Below are 15,807 nucleotides of genomic sequence, written 5' to 3'. Positions count from 1 at the left end.
TTATGAAGTATATTGATTTCCGAATTACTGTGGTGCATCTTCCTTTTACTTTAAATAATAGTTACTTGCCTCAGTTAGTTTTTTATAATAATGATCGTAACTCTTACTTAATTGTCTAATCAGGGGAATAGCTACTTCATAGTAGTGATGGTCCATTAAAAATGTTTTCAGTTGATCTTGTATAGTTTTCATTGAACTTGTTTTGAAATCATCACTGTTCAAATAGCGATCATAAATAGTAATTGTGTCCTTATGCTCATTATGCCACTTTTCATAACTTTCTACCGCAGCTATCTTAGCTTCATTAACCTCTTTTAAGGTCTTTAAATAAATACTAGAACTATTGTCTAATCCAACAAATCTATTTTGGCATGTTCTATAGCATACTCAGCTTCTTCTTGAGTGAATTTTTTATTCTCAACAAGTATTTCTAATAACTTTTCTTTCGAAATCTTGCCACTGTTTACATAAGATTCCGCTTCTTTCACAGCATTCTCCTTCCAATCGAAATTTACTTGTTCTACAGCATAGTCAGCCTCTTTTTGAGTAAATAGTGCAACATTTATCAGTTGCTCAACTAACTTTTCTTTTGAATAACGATACTTTTGAAGTGATTTTGCTGCTAAAACAGCCTGCTCTCTCCAGTCTATATTAAGCTTATATACAGCGTACTGGTTAGCGCCTTCTGAATAATTATAAATCTTTATTTTATTTTTGATAGCCTGCATCGAAATAGGAGAATCCGCTGACAGATTTTTAGCTGTTTCATATGCCCTTTTAAATTCTTTTTCTACTAAAGTTGGAGAAAAAAGTTTTTTAACAAGCAAATTAAATAATAATTCGAAATTATCATTATATTCATCAATTGGATTAGAGTATTTTTCTACAGGATAAGTTACTTTTTTCCATGAATAACTCGAATGCTTATGAGCATTCTCATAAGCTCTATCATAACTATTTAACATAAGAGCTACAACTACTACCATCAATACAAAAATCGAAACAAACATCCAAAAAATAAATTTCAAAAATTCTTTCATAATGAATACCTTTACTTGTTTGTAGTCAAATTAATTTGTTATTTTGTTCTTAATAAAGCAATATTGTAAACTCAACGATCTCATTTATACAGATACTTCCTAACTATGTGTATTTTTTCTTTTAGGACAGAATAGACAATCTGTATCCTAGTCACCTTTTAGTTGCACTTGCGTATGGGCTAGCAGGTCTCCAAGATGCCTCTTATCTTTCCTAAACAGCGTCATTGCTAGTAAGGAAACTGCTAGTAAAGTCGCCGAAATAGAGAGGATAATGGATAATCCATCAAAATTACTATAGAAGCCATGAATTGTGCCCATATGACCGAGTTGCCAAGGTAAAAATTTAATGGTGTTTCTGATCAAGCTAGCTTGTACTGTTTTTTTCTGGTAGACCAGTTCAAGTCCTGCTTTTACCTTCCCAAAACTCCCATTTTTTGCATAATCCAAGTATGTGAAAAGGAGTGTGATTGGTAAAATAGAGGTAAAAAATACGAGCCACTGCGACTGAATTTCTGTAAACTCTGGGACACCATTAAAAAAAATAATGTAAATAAGCATCGAAACTATAAACAGAAAAACTAAATAAGTTAGAATGAAAAGATAATCGAATAGAAATTCTATCATTCTTTTTTTAACCGAAATAGGATTGATTGCTAACATCTTCATCACCGTCTCCCCCTTTCTCATCTCCATTATAATATAAGGGTACGAATAAAGAAACTATTTATAAAAAAAGACTGCAATCTAGCAATTGCAGTCTTCAAACCTACTTATCTTCTCTATAAATAACAAAGCCATTTGGCTGAATGATCAATCGACCATCGGATATATTCACAAGACTGATCAGATTTGCCTGTCCTCTTTCTAAGACAACGTCTTTCTTTGAGTGGTTAAAGTAGGCTTTGAGAATATCACCTTCATATTGCCATTCCACTGCCACCACATCTGGCTCCACTTCTTCCAGACTCACTTTACCATACTGAATCATGCCCGCTACTTCTTTTCGGAGCTGGATCAAGTCCTTCATAAAGTTTAGCATGTCATTGTCAGCTGCCACGCGCTCCCATGGCATGACACGGCGGCAATCTGGGTCTGGACCACCGATGAGAGCTAGCTCTGTTCCATAGTAGATACAAGGCGTACCGCGTTGCAAATAGAGGAAAGCGAGAGCAGACTTAACAGACTGGAGATCACCTTTGGCCGTCGTCAGGATGCGCTCTGTATCATGCGAGTCCAAGAGATTAAACATAACCTCAGAGATCTGCTGCCTGTAGTACATAGACTGGCTATTGATCTCCCAAATGAAGCGCTGTGTCTCCTTATGTCCTCGCAGGAAATAATCCTTGATACTTTCAGAGAGCGGGTAATTCATAACGGCATGGAACTCATCGCCATTGAGCCAAGGTTGGGACGAATGCCAGATTTCTCCGAGGATATAGAGGTCCGGTTTCTTGGCCAAGACTGCTTTACGGAAATCGCGCCAGAATTGATGGTCGATTTCATTCGCCACATCCAAACGCCAAGCATCGATATCAAACTCTTCAATCCAGTATGTCGCCACCTTCAAGAGATAGGCCTTCACCTCTGGATTAGCCGTATTGAGCTTGGGCATATAGCCCGCAAAGGCAAACGCATGGTAAGACAAGTCGCGACTATTCCACAAATTATCAGTCTCTACCGGGAATTCCTTGATGTGGAACCAGTCCTTGTATATCGAACTCTCCCCGTGTTTGAGCACATCCTGCCATTGAGGTGAATCATAGCCAATATGGTTAAAGACGGCATCCAGCATGATCTTCATCCCACGCGCGTGGGCCTCTTTCACTAGCTGTCGGAAGGTCTCCTTATCACCAAAATGTCGATCAATTTCAAAATAATCAATGGTATCGTACTTGTGACTGCTCGGAGATTCAAAAATCGGGCAAAGGTAGAGCCCTGTAATCCCTAACTCCTGCAAGTAATCTAAGTGATCGATAATCCCTTGTAAATCTCCACCAAAGAAATCCAATATTTTAGGAGCAATTGATGCATCCCAAGGGCGAACGCCTTCCGGAGAAAGGGCTGGATTCCCATTGGCAAAGCGTTCTGGGAAGATTTGGTACCAAACCGTCTGCGCCGCCCAATCTGGAACAGCACAACCATCAATCTCATGGATAAAAGGAAGCTTAAATCCGTTCATGACGAATTCAAGGTTCTCCTTGTTATAGGAAGCCACACCTCGATCTCCGTACAAGACCTTCTGTCCTTTTGTATCTTCTAATTCAAAGAGGTACTGGATCCGAGCATGGCCAACAGATACCGACACTTGCCAGTAATCAAATAGGTCGTCTGTCGTCACTTTATCCATTTCCTTGGATGCCTCATAAAGACCCTCTATAAAAATAAAAGGATCCCCATAGTGCAAGACAATCCGTTTGATATCTTCTTTCTTGGTCCGGATGCGAATGTGGAGCTGGCCGTCCTTATAAAGATAGGCGTACTCCGATTCAGGCCGATGATAAATAGCTGTTAATTCCATCTGTCTAGTCTCCTACTTTTATTTCTTTTCTCATCATTTATCAATTTATGCAAACGATTACACAAAATCATTTATTAGTATACAACTTTATGAAAAGGTTTGCAAGATATTAGAGGAGATCATTCATAACTTCTAACTTTTTTAAGATTGTATTGCACATAAAAAGCCCAACGATTGGGCTTAAAGATTTTTGTTGAAGCAATGACTTTACCTTATAAGCATCACTTTATACTGTTTCCTACTAAAATATACTACAGTTCTATATTTCTGTTAATAGTTTATTGAACAGTTGTTCGAGCTTACTAGTATCTCCATAAACTGTTCCATCCATATATAAGTGATAGATATCATCATCTAAACCAATTGAAATTTCACATTCATAACCTTTCATCAAAGCTAAAGAACGGATAACTTCTCGTTGAGTACGACCATTTCCTTCTCGAAATGGGTGAAAATAATTTAGATTATCTAATATCTCAGCTAAACTTTTACAAATCTCAATTTTATTATTTGCGTTAAGTAAATAGTTTGAAAGCAAAGTATTTAAAAATTTTTCTGCCATATCAAAAGACTGAACTGGCATAAAAGCATTTCCACTTTTAGAGATATTTACTTGACGGTATTGACCTGCCCAAGTATACATTCCTTCAAAAAGAAACTTATGAATCTTTAAAATATCTGAAACAGTATTTACTTCAATTGGATTAATAAACAGTTTTAAACTTTGACTTGCTACTAAACGATATTCTAATTCTCGTGCTTTATTATCATTTTTCTCATTAAATTTATTTATGAGAACAGATGAATGGGGATAGGTGTACAAATTATCAGGGTCTATATAATCATACCCATCATATATTTTTCTGACCATTATCCAACTCCTAATGCAACTGCCTCTTCTCTCAGTCGCTCCACGTCTTCTACCGTGGGATGCCATCCTTCAATCATATTGGTGCTCAGAGCAAACCAGACGCTCTTAAAAACCTTTTTGTTGTCAAAAACCACACCCATAATCATCATTTTTTCTTTATCTACATCTAAGGTCATATTCTACCTCCGTCCTATTATTATAGCATATTTTCAATCATTTTAGTTCTCCTATTTAGTACTTACCCTACAACAAAAAGCCCAGCAATTGGGCTTTCTTATTATCAAAATAACTGATCCTCATTCCTTACTTGTATGCCTCTTTCCGAGACTTAGTGCTTGCTCTTCTGACATCTGAACAACCTTAGAAAAATTAGTATTGCGAGGCATGTTGTCTAAAGAATACCAATAAACATCCGCACTCCCATTTCTTGCCACATATACTACTGGAGCCAATTGACGACTTGGTTCTGTAGGCTCCACAGGTTGAACTGGCTGAGCTGGCTCTACTGATTGACTCGGTTGAGGAGCTTGACTTGGTTGGGTCTCTACAGGAGGACTGGCAGGTTGTGCTTGACTACTTGGCTCAGTCGGAACCAGTGATGGAGTTGCTGTTCCTTTTACATAATCAATCGTTGCATTCTTAGAGTAGTTGTCCAAGGTAACAGTGGTAATCCCATAAGCATCTACAGATTCTTTTGGACTTCCTAGGTTTATACGGAGTAGATTTCCTTCTTGATCAATCCCAACATACTGCAAGATGACTTGTCTCGGAATTAATTCATCACCCTCATAAACCGGGGTCACCTTGTAGTCTAACCAATAATGAGGGTGAGTCGCCAACCAACTATCCAAGCGCTTTTCATAGTAGAGCATCCCCTCATTATTACTATCAGCAGTGCCACTATAATTTCCACTATTGGTCCAGGCAGTTAAGGGAACTAAATTTTTCCCTTCATTAGACAAGCCACTAAATTGATAGCCGACCAGATGCCCTCTATGGAACAACCAGGCCTTCTTCCCTTTGTTTCCATAGGACAGCTTATAATTATGCCAGCCTACTGGATTGTAGGTAAGCCGTGGCTCTCTTTTCTGCTTTGGTTCATCCTTGTCTTGTAACTGTATATGTGCTGAAGTTGCACGACCTAAATGATCAAACTCACCTAGAACGAGCTGCTTGCTACCAGTAAAAGGTAACAGGTTAAGACTTTGGTAATCGAGTCCAGTTTGCTGAGCTTGAACCCCATGAACAAAGGTTAAGGACATGAAAACCGCGACTATCCCAACGATGACATTTTTAAAAAAACCTTTTATAACCATAATAAACTCCCGCATTACTATCTAGTATTATTATAGCAGAAAAAAGCGGTTACAAACATAGAAATTCGGTTTAGATTTCAATTTTTAGTTTGATTAAATAAAACAATGGATCCTCTTTAGTAAGTTTTTACAACCAGTCCACATCAACACCAGCATCATCAAAAATTGCTTTGACTTTGTCGAAAGCACTGGAAAGGAAGGGAAATTAAAAAAATAATCAGCTTATTGGATTTAAACATGAATGTTCCTACTTGTTATTTGATTATGATTAGATCAATTGGACAGATTTTTCTATAGTATAAATTTAATGACCAATAAAAATAACATAGCAGTCAGTTTTACAACTTACTACTTTTCATATGATAATTTACAAATGTCTTTCCAGCCACTCGATCTTTTTAAAATCCTTATTGTCATTGTGATCATTTCGATAGGAGTCTTGAGAAGAAGCTTTGTAAATACTTAGATACTGCTCCATACTTGGAAGACGAAAAGTGATTCCTTCAATGTGAATAAGATCTATATCCGATTCCGAAACTCCTGCAAAATCAGGTAAGGAATCGATACTTCCAAATTCAACACTCACTCGATCCTTTTGGAATTCATGCTCATGAATATCTATTAAGACGTAGCCTAAGTCTTTCATCACTTTCATTATCTTGTCCCAGTCATAAATTCTGAGATGATCAGGTGCTTCCCAACCTCTAGGGTCACCAGGCACATGAATGTCAATGTCAGACGGCCCCCAATTTTCTTTCGTTCTAAACTCCAATCCCAAAGAACCCATCAGTGTCGGTATAATTCCGACTCGATTTAAATGGAAACAAATGGTTTTAAATTCTTCAAATAAGAGACTCATGTTTACTCTAAACCTTTCATCTAAATGTTCGTTTACACTTTAGTTACCTAAATCAAGATTTAGATAATGAAAACTAGTCAATTTTCTCAATAATATTTCCAAGTTTATCTAATACAAGACAGGAATGATCATTTAGTGGAATTATGGGAACATTAACGAGTTCTTCAGCTTTATCCCTATTAGCTTTATCATTCCATGAATCGTAATGGACACTAATTAAAAACTGATTAAAGAGTCCTAATCCATCTTTTATCTTTATCTGATGATCTGAATTATCATTTGGTGAGACATAGACTTTTTCTCCTAATAATAGGGCTCCTGCAGAAAATCCTATAATTTTCGCCTCTTTTTTAAGCATATGATCGATATATTTTTTGAACTCCTGATTGACATAAGTAGCTATATATTTTTCCGTATTTCCACCACCGATAATAATTAGATCAGCATCTAGATAGCTATCAAAATCAATCTGCTCAGTGTCCAGGAGCAGGTAATCAACGTTTAGATTAGGAAAATGACTTTGAAAAACTTCCGTGTACTTTTTCATGTACGGTTCCCAATTTTCACGAAAAACTGTAAAAATGATAATTCTTTCGATCTTCCTTGATGACACAATTTTATTAACAATCGTATGGTTCTTTATCGGCGGATTCCCACCCATCAAAAAAATTTGTTCTTTCAAGTTATCACACTTTCTAAAGATACATAAATGTTGGCCACGTTCTGAAATTATAATTTTTTCTTAAAATGAATAATTCTATTTGCCTCCTGAAATCCAATATTGAGATGAAATCTTATAGAATCGGTATTCGTTAAAGTACAGTCACTTGCAAATTCCTTACATCCTTTATTTTTCGCCCATTCCTCACATTTTGTACAGAGATTTTTAGCAATATCCTTTAAACGATATTCCTCGTCGACAATAATCCCTTCTAAGAATCCAACAGGACTATATTTACAACCTTCAACATAATCAAATCTTAGTGAACATAGTGCTAGACCTACAATTGTGTCACCTTCAACTTCAGTAAAGATTGCAGTATTTTTGCCATTCGTATATTTTTTTACTTCATCAATAGCTTCTTTATCGGTCAATTGGGGCCATAATTGTTTCATTAGTTTAGCCGTTTTTATAGAATCATTTGTTATTCCATCCATATTGATGTTCCTCCGCAAATTACAAGCAAATGTTTCGAATCATGCTGTTACTTTGTTACTCATTAATTGATACCAATACCATCCCTTTCTACTTTTCGACTGTCTCAGATAGGAAGAGCAGAGCCACGCACTCAGCGGTTCGGACTTACCGTATCATTTCGTCGGTTTCTCTCCTCTTTCTACGAGTCCTATCCCATGGGCAGAACATCTTCTTCTACTTCGCTGATGCCTCAGCTCGGACAAGCAGTGGTACGGCCTCAGCATGAAACGAGCGAACACTAATTATGCCAGGTAATCTTGTCTGTTCTATAAACTTTTTGACGATAGCATAAGGTTATCGTTAAATGGTATTACCTAGATAAACTGAGATTTTATTATTTCTTTTTCTTTGGTTTTGGTGCAGGTAACTCATCATACATTGAATTAAATAAGCCGGTTAAATATTCTTTGTTGTCAACATCATCTACCAATAGCATTTCCTTTGCTCCATCATATGGTAACTCATACTTTGCATTTGGCATGTATGCTATTGCGGATTTGACAGGCTTCACTAAAAATCTATCATCATAAATTCCACCAATGATTTTCCCACGATAATAAATTATATATTCACCCATCATTGCTCTATATGATATTTCTTCCAACTCGGATAATTGTTCTAAAATGAAATCTAAATATTCTTTACTTGAAGACATAATCTACACCTCCAAAATTTGCATTGGTCTACTGGATTTTTAATACTTATATTAGTTCAATATGGTGGGCCTTCCGTTTCTACTATGCTACTTCGTATCTCGTACAAGCAGTGAAACCGCCTCAACATGGTGCGTTTGTGGGACTCAAAAGGTTCAGTGAACCTTTTGAGGATTAGCTGCGTTTAACCAACAAACTCACACACTCGACATGATGCGTCTGCGGAAATAAGTCCACCGGCTGGACTTTTTTCAATTCGTAGCCCAATTCTTGATAGAGTTTGATATCACGCGCCATGGTGGCTACGTTACAGGAGATATAGGCGATGCGGTCAGCTCCTGTTTGAGCGCTTGCTTTGATAAAGCTTTCGGTCAAGCCCTTGCGTGGTGGGTCGACCAGGATGGCAGTTGGTTGGATGCCTTCCTTGAGCCAATTCTTCATGGCATTTTCAGCTGTATCACAGACATAGTGGGCATTGGTGATACCGTTCAATTCTGCGTTCTTCTGGCTATTTTTTACTGCTTCTGGGATAACTTCCACTCCGTAGACTTCCTTGACATGATTAGCGACAGATAAGCCAATGGTCCCAATTCCGGAGTAGGCATCAATCACGACATCATCTTCTCTTAACTCCGCAAAGTCAATGGCTGTCTGATAGAGCTTCTCTGCCATTTCGGTATTGACCTGGTAAAAGGCTGGTCCAGAGATTTGGAAGCTATTGCCCAACATTTGGTCAGTAATGTAATCCTGACCATAAAGTGTCCGCCATTCTTTTCCAAAAATGGCATTGGTATTCTGGTCGTTGATATTTTGCATAACGGATTTGATGGCTGGGAATTGCTTGATCAACTGCTCGATCAACTGGTCGACACGGAACACCTTGGGACGAGTGGTCACCAAAATGACCATGATTTCTCCTGAATGATAACCTCGACGGACCACAAGATTGCGGATCAGGCCTGATTGTTCCTTTTCATCATAAGGCTTGAGGTCAAACCGACGAATCAAATCCCGAAGTGCCAAGACCACTTGGTCAATGACTGGATCTTGGATATAAAAGTCCTCAATCGGCATCAAATCGTGAGAGCTCTTCCGAAAGAAGCCTGTCTCTACCTGACCATTGACACGACGGACAGGGACCTGGGCCTTGTTGCGGTATTGTACAGGATGGTCCATCCCCAAGGTCAGGGGCACGTCGATATCAGAGATTCCTGCCATCTTGTAGAGGCTATCCTTTACCTGCTTGGCCTTGAATTTCAGCTGCTCCGGATAAGCTAGGTGGCCCAAGTCGGCAATACCGCTTCGCAAGTAAGCCAGGTCTAGTTCTTCATTGCGGTGAGGGGATTTTTCCAGGTATTCCTCTACTTTTCCGTAGCCGATCTTCTTATTGACCTTGAGCACGCGCATGCGGATGACTTCTCCTGGCAGGGCATTCTCCACAAAAAAGACCAGGCCATCGACCTTAGCCACTCCTGCTCCTTCGTGTGTCAAATCGACAATCTCAACCGTTACAATTTCATTTTTCTTTAACATCGTTTTCTATCTTTCTACAAATTAAAAGGGGTGGAGTCCAAAACTCCTATCCCCTTATTATATCATCTCAGTCCCATTTGGTACAATTTCTTTTTATAAGCATCGAAATCGACCAGCAAGCCTTGACCACCATACATATCGTAAGCATCGACCCAATCCCCATTTTCTGGGATGGTCACTCGTTCAATTCCTTTTCCAGCACTTCCGACTAGTCCAAGTCCATTGGTCAATAGGAAAGAGAAAGGAACATTGGTAGACGTCATGGCAAAGACTTTCCCAAGGGCTTCAGATCCCGTAAAGAGTTTGGTTGGATCCTTGATCTGATGCATGATAGCGGACATGACCTCTTGTTGGCGACGGGTCCGACCAAAGTCTCCTTCATCGTCCTTACGGAAACGCGAGTAATTGAGAAGGGTCCGGCCATCCATCCGTTGTTTTCCAACCTTGATGGTTTGCTGCGGAACGACACCGTCTTTCATGTTCAAATCATCTGGTACTTCAACTTCACTGACCTTTTCGCCATCAACCGTTGAAAACTGCGCATTCATCTCGACCCCATTTGGGAAGAGCGTATCGATCGCTGTCGCAAAGGTCTTGAAATCGACCATGGCGTAATATTGGATATCAATGTCAAAGTTGTCTTTGAGCATCTGACGCACCAATTCAGCCCCTTGGTTGTTATTTTGCTCCCCGATGGTGAAGGCAGTATTGAGCTTCTGGTCATAGTAGCCATCATATTCAGGAATATTTTGCTGGCTCACTCCATCAATATGGACCAGTGTATCCCGCATGAAGCTGACCATCTTGATCTTACCTTCTTTGTTATTGACATTGACCACCATGATGGAGTCTGTCCGGGTCTCGTCCGATTTCTCACCGATCCGACCATCTGTCCCCAAGATCAGGATATTGACCCCATCTCGCGACTTCTTGCCGTTAAATTTCTCAACGACAGCTGGCTTGGCATCTGGACCTGTCGGCTTACTGTTGAGGCCTTTCACAAACATGAAGACCATGCCACCGATAATGAGCAAGAAAAAGAGAGCAATCCACTTGAGAATCCGTTTGACGCGGATTTTTCTTCCCTTCTTACGTTTGGGAAGACCTGTTACTTCCTCTCGATTCTTTTTATTGGATTTGGCTTTATCCTTTCGACTACGTGATGGATAGACAGGTAATTCATCAGACTCATTTTCTCCTCTACTTGAAGAAGCCTCAGACTCTTCAGCAATTGCTGAAACGGGGTCATCTTGGAAACGTCCCTCTGATTTATTTTTTAGGTACTTGTATTCCGACTGCTCTTTCTCGTTCAGGTAATGGTAGTTGGAATAAAGGTAATCCAATCTCTTTTGTTCATGATAGGATAGGTTTTCTGATTCTCTACTCATACGTTCTCCGTTTCATTGTCTTTTAGCACATAGACCGAATAGTGGCCTAAGGTTTTGATGGAAACTCCTAGGGACTCCAGTTCTTGATAGGTAGAAGCAAACAGTAATTCGTCAGCATCCACCACATCGATGATAAAAAAATATTCCCCTAGGGCCGTCTTTAAAGGACGACTCTCAATTTTTGTTAAATTTAATTCTCTTGAAGCAAATGTAGATAGGGCCTGGCATAAGGAACCTGCAATATTACTTGGCAACGTGATGGCCAGACTATCCTTGCAGGCAACACTCTTTAAGGAGCGACTGCCTTCAAAAGGTCGCTGACCAAGGATCCAAAAGCGGGTATAATTCTGATCCATCTCTTGAATATTACTGGCTACAACTTCCAGACCATATTCATCCTTGGCCTCCAAAGGCGCAATGGCTGCAATAGGTAGTTCGGGATGTTGTGAGACATAGCGAGCTGCATAGGAAGTCGAAGTTGTCATCTCCAGTCTGGCTTGAGGAAAATGTTCTTGGACATAGGCTTTTCCCTGGGCTAATGCCTGTGGATGCGAATAGATGACTTCAATGACTTGATCCTGCTTAACGGCTAAGAGTTGTTGCTTAATGGGATAAACCACTTCTGCGATAGCCTGGAAACTGGCCTGGTGAAAGAGATAGTCAATGGTCTCATGGACACTGCCCTCGATGGAATTCTCAACAGGGATGACTGCATAGTCTACTTGATGGGATTCATAGGCTTTCAATACCTCAGTAATAGAACCATAAGGACACAATGCAGCGTCTTGAAAACTTTCTAGAGCTACATGATGGGTAAAGGATCCCTTAGGACCGAGATAAGCTACAAGCATCGAATCATCTCCACAATTTCTTCAGGTGTCTTATCAGCAACATCAAGCACATGTGTGGCTACTTCTTCATATAGGGGCAGGCGTTGTTCATACAAGGCATGAAACTCCTCTTGAGTCTTATCAAGAAAGAGAGGCCGCTTATTTACAGGATCAGTTGCCAGTCGTTGATAGATGCGATCAAAATCAATCCGCAAATAAATATTACAAGGATTCTTCTTGAGGAGCTCACGATTTTCAGACCTCAAGACAATCCCCCCACCAGTTGAAATGACGGAACTCTGTCCATTTAGCAATTCTTGCAACAAAAGCGACTCTTGCTGGCGAAAACTCTCTTCTCCAAAGCGAGCAAAATAGGCCGAAATCGGCATTTCTAAGCGTTGAACCAAGAGCGCATCCATATCTACAAAAGCTGGATCCAATAAACGGCCAATGGTTGTTTTCCCTGCTCCCATAAAGCCGAGTAGTACTTTAGGCATGGGACACCTTTTCTAAGTCTGCAAAGAAGGAAGGATAGCTGGTATTAATAGCTTCTGCACGCTCGAGTTCCACTTCACCCTCTCTCACAAGCAGGGCTGCAATCGCCCCCATCATGCCGATCCGGTGATCGCCAAAGGTTTGCAGACTAGCAGCATGCAAGGGCGTTTTCCCTTCAATGATCATGCCATCCTCTGTTGGAGTGATGGAAGCTCCCATGGCATTTAGACTATCTGCCACGACTTGAATGCGATCCGTTTCTTTAACTTTCAATTCTTCAGCATCTTTGATAATGGTTTTGCCAGAAGCTTGCGTTGCTAAAAGAGCAATGCTAGGAAGCTCGTCAATCAAGCGAGGAATCAAATCACCTGAAATTTCCGTTCCATGGAGATCAGAAGTCTCTACGACAAGGGTCGCAGCCTTAGCAACTGGATCAAGATCCAAGATTTGAAGCTTGCCACCCATTTTTTCAATAACCTCTAGAATGCCTGTACGGGTCTCATTGATCCCGACATTCTCCAGACGAATCTTGCTATCAGGAACAATCAAACCAGCTACCAACCAAAAGGCCGCACTGGAAATATCACCTGGTACCGTCACCTCACAGGCTTGGAAGCTCTGGGGCCCACGTAAGCGAATCTCTTTGCCCTTCACGCTGATCCGGCCACCGAACTGCTGGATCATATCTTCGGTGTGGTTTCGTGTCAGTTCCTTCTCTAGAATGACTGACTCCCCTTCTGCTTGCATAGCTGCAAAAAGAAGAGCTGACTTGACCTGCGCAGAAGCTACCGGTAATGAATAATGGATTGGTTGTAACTCTTTTGATCCATGCAGATGAAGGGGCAACATGTCTCGATCTGTTTGGCCCTGGACCGTGACTCCCATCTCTCGAAGAGGGATCGCCACTCGGTCCATTGGTCGTTTTGACAAGCTATCATCTCCAACCATGGTAACTGGGAAGGGACTTCCCGCTAAGACACCCGCTATCAATCGAGTAGAGGTGCCTGAATTTCCCATATCCAGATCATTTTTAGGTTGTTGAAAGGCTTCGAAGCCTTTCCCCTCAATGGTGATCACTTGACCATCATCTTGGATAGAGACGCCTAGGTCCCTAAATACTTGAATAGTGGATAAGACATCTTCACCACGTAAGATATCATAGACCTTAGTGGTTCCATGCGCAAGGCTACCAAAGATAATCGACCGATGACTGATTGATTTATCCCCTGGAACACGAATAATTCCATTTAAACCCTTACAATTCGTTTGTAATTTCATGGCTTACCCCTTCAAGCTTTTCTAAAAATTCTACCATAAAAAAAAGCCATTTTCAACGTTCACTTGGAAGGACCTCCAAGAGGAGGGAGAAAAAGAGAGTGGGACAGAAATCGGTCATTCGTTAGAATTCGATTTCGTCGTCCCACCTCCGCACAGTTGAGTAGGGCTGTAAAAGCTGATGAAATCAGCGTAGTAGAGCCCACTCAACCACTGCGTCTTGCTCGACTATCCAAAGACAATTGAGAGGCTAGGACTTTTGTCCCAGCCTCTCCCTTATTTAAATAAATCTTGAACTGGATCAAAAATAATCCGTTCAATATCTCCTAGATAAACAGATAGTTGCTGTTGTTTGGTAAAAAATTCATTCACAATTGGGTTTCCTTGTAATTTTTCAGCAAAATCTTGCATCTTCTTTTGTTGGTCTTCGGTTGGCATTTGTCCAGACTGGATGACCCCATGGATTTCTTGTTGGAAAGCAAGGTAGTCTCCGAATAAAGCTTTTGCATCCGCATCTGCATCAATGGCTTCCTTACTAGCAAGGACAGCTTTGTATTCTGGTAAGTCACGAATTCCACGTGACAATTCATTGGCTACATCATAAATATTTGACATCTGATTTCTCCTTAAAGGTTTGATTTCATTCTATTATACAAAGAATATTTTACATATTGTATTAGAAACTGATGTTTTTAAAAAAATCCTACTTGAGACCTATTTGATCACTACGCTATAATCCGTTTGCTCTGTAATCAGGGCTTCAGCCCTTGCTTGATCTGCAGCTGTCTTAAAGGAAATTTGGAGGATTCCATAAACATCTTCCCGGTTTTCCTCATTAATATGAATATTGACTAAGGAAGTCCCGCGAAGCAACTCCAAGATCCGAAGGATGACATCTTCTTCGTCTGGGACATCCACAAAAATGTCAAAGGTACTTTCCACCCCGCCTCGTTTGTGGATTTGCATGTGCTGGCGTTGCTCCCGACTCTGATCAAAGAAGGACCAAATGTCATCTTCTTGCCCTTGTCTTATCATATCAGCAACTTGATCAAGGCGATTTTGAAAGTCCGCTATCCGATCAAGAACAGCACTTGGATTGGACAGCAAGATAGAAGTCCACATGCTTGGCTCACTCTCTGCAATCCGCGTCATATCACGGAATCCACCTGCAGCAAAGCGACCTGCTAGGCTGTGATCCTCAGTATAAGCCGCTGCTTGTCCCATCAGGGTTGCAGCCAGTACATGAGGAAAGTGACTGATTTGAGAAGTGACTCGATCGTGTTCAATAGGATCCACCTCGATGAAACGGGCTCCAAGTCCTGAAAGCAACTCCTTCATTTCCAAAATAGCACTGGGATCAGTCGCAAGAGTTGGAGTAAAAATGTAATAAGCATTTTCAAAGAGGGTAGAGTCAGCCGAGGCAGCTCCCGTCTTGTGACTCCCCGCCATGGGATGCCCACCGACAAAACGGACTGGGATATGGTTAAAAGCTTCTTGACCTGCTGTTACAATCGCCCCCTTGGTCGAACCCACATCCGTAACAATAATCCCTTCTTTCAGTGGGATTTTTGACAAATGCTGAAAGGTTTCAATCGTTTGTTTCACAGGTAAGGAGACGATGATGATATCTGCTATAGAAGCAAACTCTTCAAGATTGGCCGTCACCTTATCAACAATCCCATTCTTCAAAGCAATATCCCGCGAGGCTTGACTGCGATTATAACCTAATAGAGTAACTTCTGGATGGGCCTTCCGAATCCCCATGGCTAACGAAGCTCCAATCAGTCCTAGACCGACGATATATACAACCTTTTCTTCCATTTATTTCTCC

Annotated in this window: 17 protein-coding genes; all 17 read right to left on the bottom strand. The window is 40.5% G+C overall.

What is annotated here, in order from left to right; genetic code table 11:
• Positions 1–347: 347 nt before the first annotated feature.
• The 17 genes from DW930_RS01230 to DW930_RS01145 all read right to left on the bottom strand — a co-directional run bounded on the left by DW930_RS01230 (position 348) and on the right by DW930_RS01145 (position 15,797).
• Entirely contained in the window at positions 348–1,040 is a 693-nt protein-coding gene (locus DW930_RS01230; RefSeq protein ID WP_117744348.1) for an Ltp family lipoprotein, read from the bottom strand.
• A gap of 147 nt (positions 1,041–1,187) precedes the next feature.
• Positions 1,188–1,727 (bottom strand): RDD family protein, encoded by a 540-nt coding sequence (locus DW930_RS01225; protein WP_120701866.1) that lies wholly within the window; start codon positions 1,725–1,727, stop codon positions 1,188–1,190.
• Positions 1,728–1,806: 79 nt separating this feature from the next.
• Positions 1,807–3,558 (bottom strand): glycoside hydrolase family 13 protein, encoded by a 1,752-nt coding sequence (locus DW930_RS01220; RefSeq protein ID WP_120701865.1) that lies wholly within the window; start codon positions 3,556–3,558, stop codon positions 1,807–1,809.
• A 259-nt stretch (positions 3,559–3,817) separates the two neighbouring features.
• Positions 3,818–4,429: a Fic family protein gene (locus tag DW930_RS01215; protein WP_023023568.1), complete on the bottom strand. Its 612-nt coding sequence runs from the start codon at positions 4,427–4,429 to the stop codon at positions 3,818–3,820.
• Positions 4,429–4,605 (bottom strand): hypothetical protein, encoded by a 177-nt coding sequence (locus DW930_RS10425; RefSeq protein ID WP_023023570.1) that lies wholly within the window; start codon positions 4,603–4,605, stop codon positions 4,429–4,431. The genes DW930_RS01215 and DW930_RS10425 overlap by 1 nt, the downstream gene beginning before the upstream one ends.
• Before the next feature lie 120 nt (positions 4,606–4,725).
• Positions 4,726–5,745: a DNA/RNA non-specific endonuclease gene (locus tag DW930_RS01210; protein ID WP_123159116.1), complete on the bottom strand. Its 1,020-nt coding sequence runs from the start codon at positions 5,743–5,745 to the stop codon at positions 4,726–4,728.
• Positions 5,746–6,112: 367 nt separating this feature from the next.
• Positions 6,113–6,604 carry a phosphoribosylanthranilate isomerase gene (locus DW930_RS01205; protein WP_023023574.1) on the bottom strand — a complete coding sequence of 164 codons (492 nt, stop codon included), beginning with the start codon at positions 6,602–6,604 and terminating at the stop codon, positions 6,113–6,115.
• A 73-nt stretch (positions 6,605–6,677) separates the two neighbouring features.
• Positions 6,678–7,286 (bottom strand): Type 1 glutamine amidotransferase-like domain-containing protein, encoded by a 609-nt coding sequence (locus DW930_RS01200; RefSeq protein WP_042507467.1) that lies wholly within the window; start codon positions 7,284–7,286, stop codon positions 6,678–6,680.
• Positions 7,287–7,333: 47 nt separating this feature from the next.
• Entirely contained in the window at positions 7,334–7,762 is a 429-nt protein-coding gene (gene aac(6') / locus DW930_RS01195; RefSeq protein ID WP_023023578.1) for an aminoglycoside 6'-N-acetyltransferase, read from the bottom strand.
• Between the two features lie 374 nt (positions 7,763–8,136).
• Positions 8,137–8,457: a TfoX/Sxy family protein gene (locus DW930_RS01185; RefSeq protein WP_023026913.1), complete on the bottom strand. Its 321-nt coding sequence runs from the start codon at positions 8,455–8,457 to the stop codon at positions 8,137–8,139.
• A 172-nt stretch (positions 8,458–8,629) separates the two neighbouring features.
• Positions 8,630–9,988, bottom strand: coding sequence for a 23S rRNA (uracil(1939)-C(5))-methyltransferase RlmD (gene rlmD, locus DW930_RS01180; RefSeq protein WP_123159115.1), 1,359 nt, complete (start codon positions 9,986–9,988; stop codon positions 8,630–8,632).
• A 62-nt stretch (positions 9,989–10,050) separates the two neighbouring features.
• Positions 10,051–11,376, bottom strand: a complete 1,326-nt coding sequence (locus DW930_RS01175) for an LCP family protein (protein ID WP_123159114.1) — start codon at positions 11,374–11,376, stop codon at positions 10,051–10,053.
• The gene (gene pheA, locus DW930_RS01170; RefSeq protein ID WP_023026959.1) at positions 11,373–12,227 is read right to left on the bottom strand and encodes a prephenate dehydratase; all 855 of its coding nucleotides are present in this window, start codon (positions 12,225–12,227) and stop codon (positions 11,373–11,375) included. The genes DW930_RS01175 and pheA overlap by 4 nt, the downstream gene beginning before the upstream one ends.
• Positions 12,218–12,703 (bottom strand): shikimate kinase, encoded by a 486-nt coding sequence (locus tag DW930_RS01165; protein WP_123159113.1) that lies wholly within the window; start codon positions 12,701–12,703, stop codon positions 12,218–12,220. Before DW930_RS01165 ends, pheA begins: the two co-directional genes overlap by 10 nt.
• Entirely contained in the window at positions 12,696–13,979 is a 1,284-nt protein-coding gene (gene aroA / locus DW930_RS01160; RefSeq protein WP_123159112.1) for a 3-phosphoshikimate 1-carboxyvinyltransferase, read from the bottom strand. The genes DW930_RS01165 and aroA overlap by 8 nt, the downstream gene beginning before the upstream one ends.
• Positions 13,980–14,252: 273 nt before the next feature.
• On the bottom strand, positions 14,253–14,591 hold the full coding sequence (locus DW930_RS01150) for a YlbF/YmcA family competence regulator (protein ID WP_123159111.1): 339 nt from the start codon (positions 14,589–14,591) through the stop codon (positions 14,253–14,255).
• Between the two features lie 99 nt (positions 14,592–14,690).
• Positions 14,691–15,797 carry a prephenate dehydrogenase gene (locus tag DW930_RS01145; RefSeq protein WP_123159110.1) on the bottom strand — a complete coding sequence of 369 codons (1,107 nt, stop codon included), beginning with the start codon at positions 15,795–15,797 and terminating at the stop codon, positions 14,691–14,693.
• Positions 15,798–15,807: the final 10 nt, after the last annotated feature.

It is taken from the genome of Streptococcus sp. AM43-2AT, from assembly GCF_003603405.1.
GTDB classification, from domain to species: domain Bacteria; phylum Bacillota; class Bacilli; order Lactobacillales; family Streptococcaceae; genus Streptococcus; species Streptococcus ilei.
This window is presented reverse-complemented; position numbering and strand designations above follow the sequence as displayed.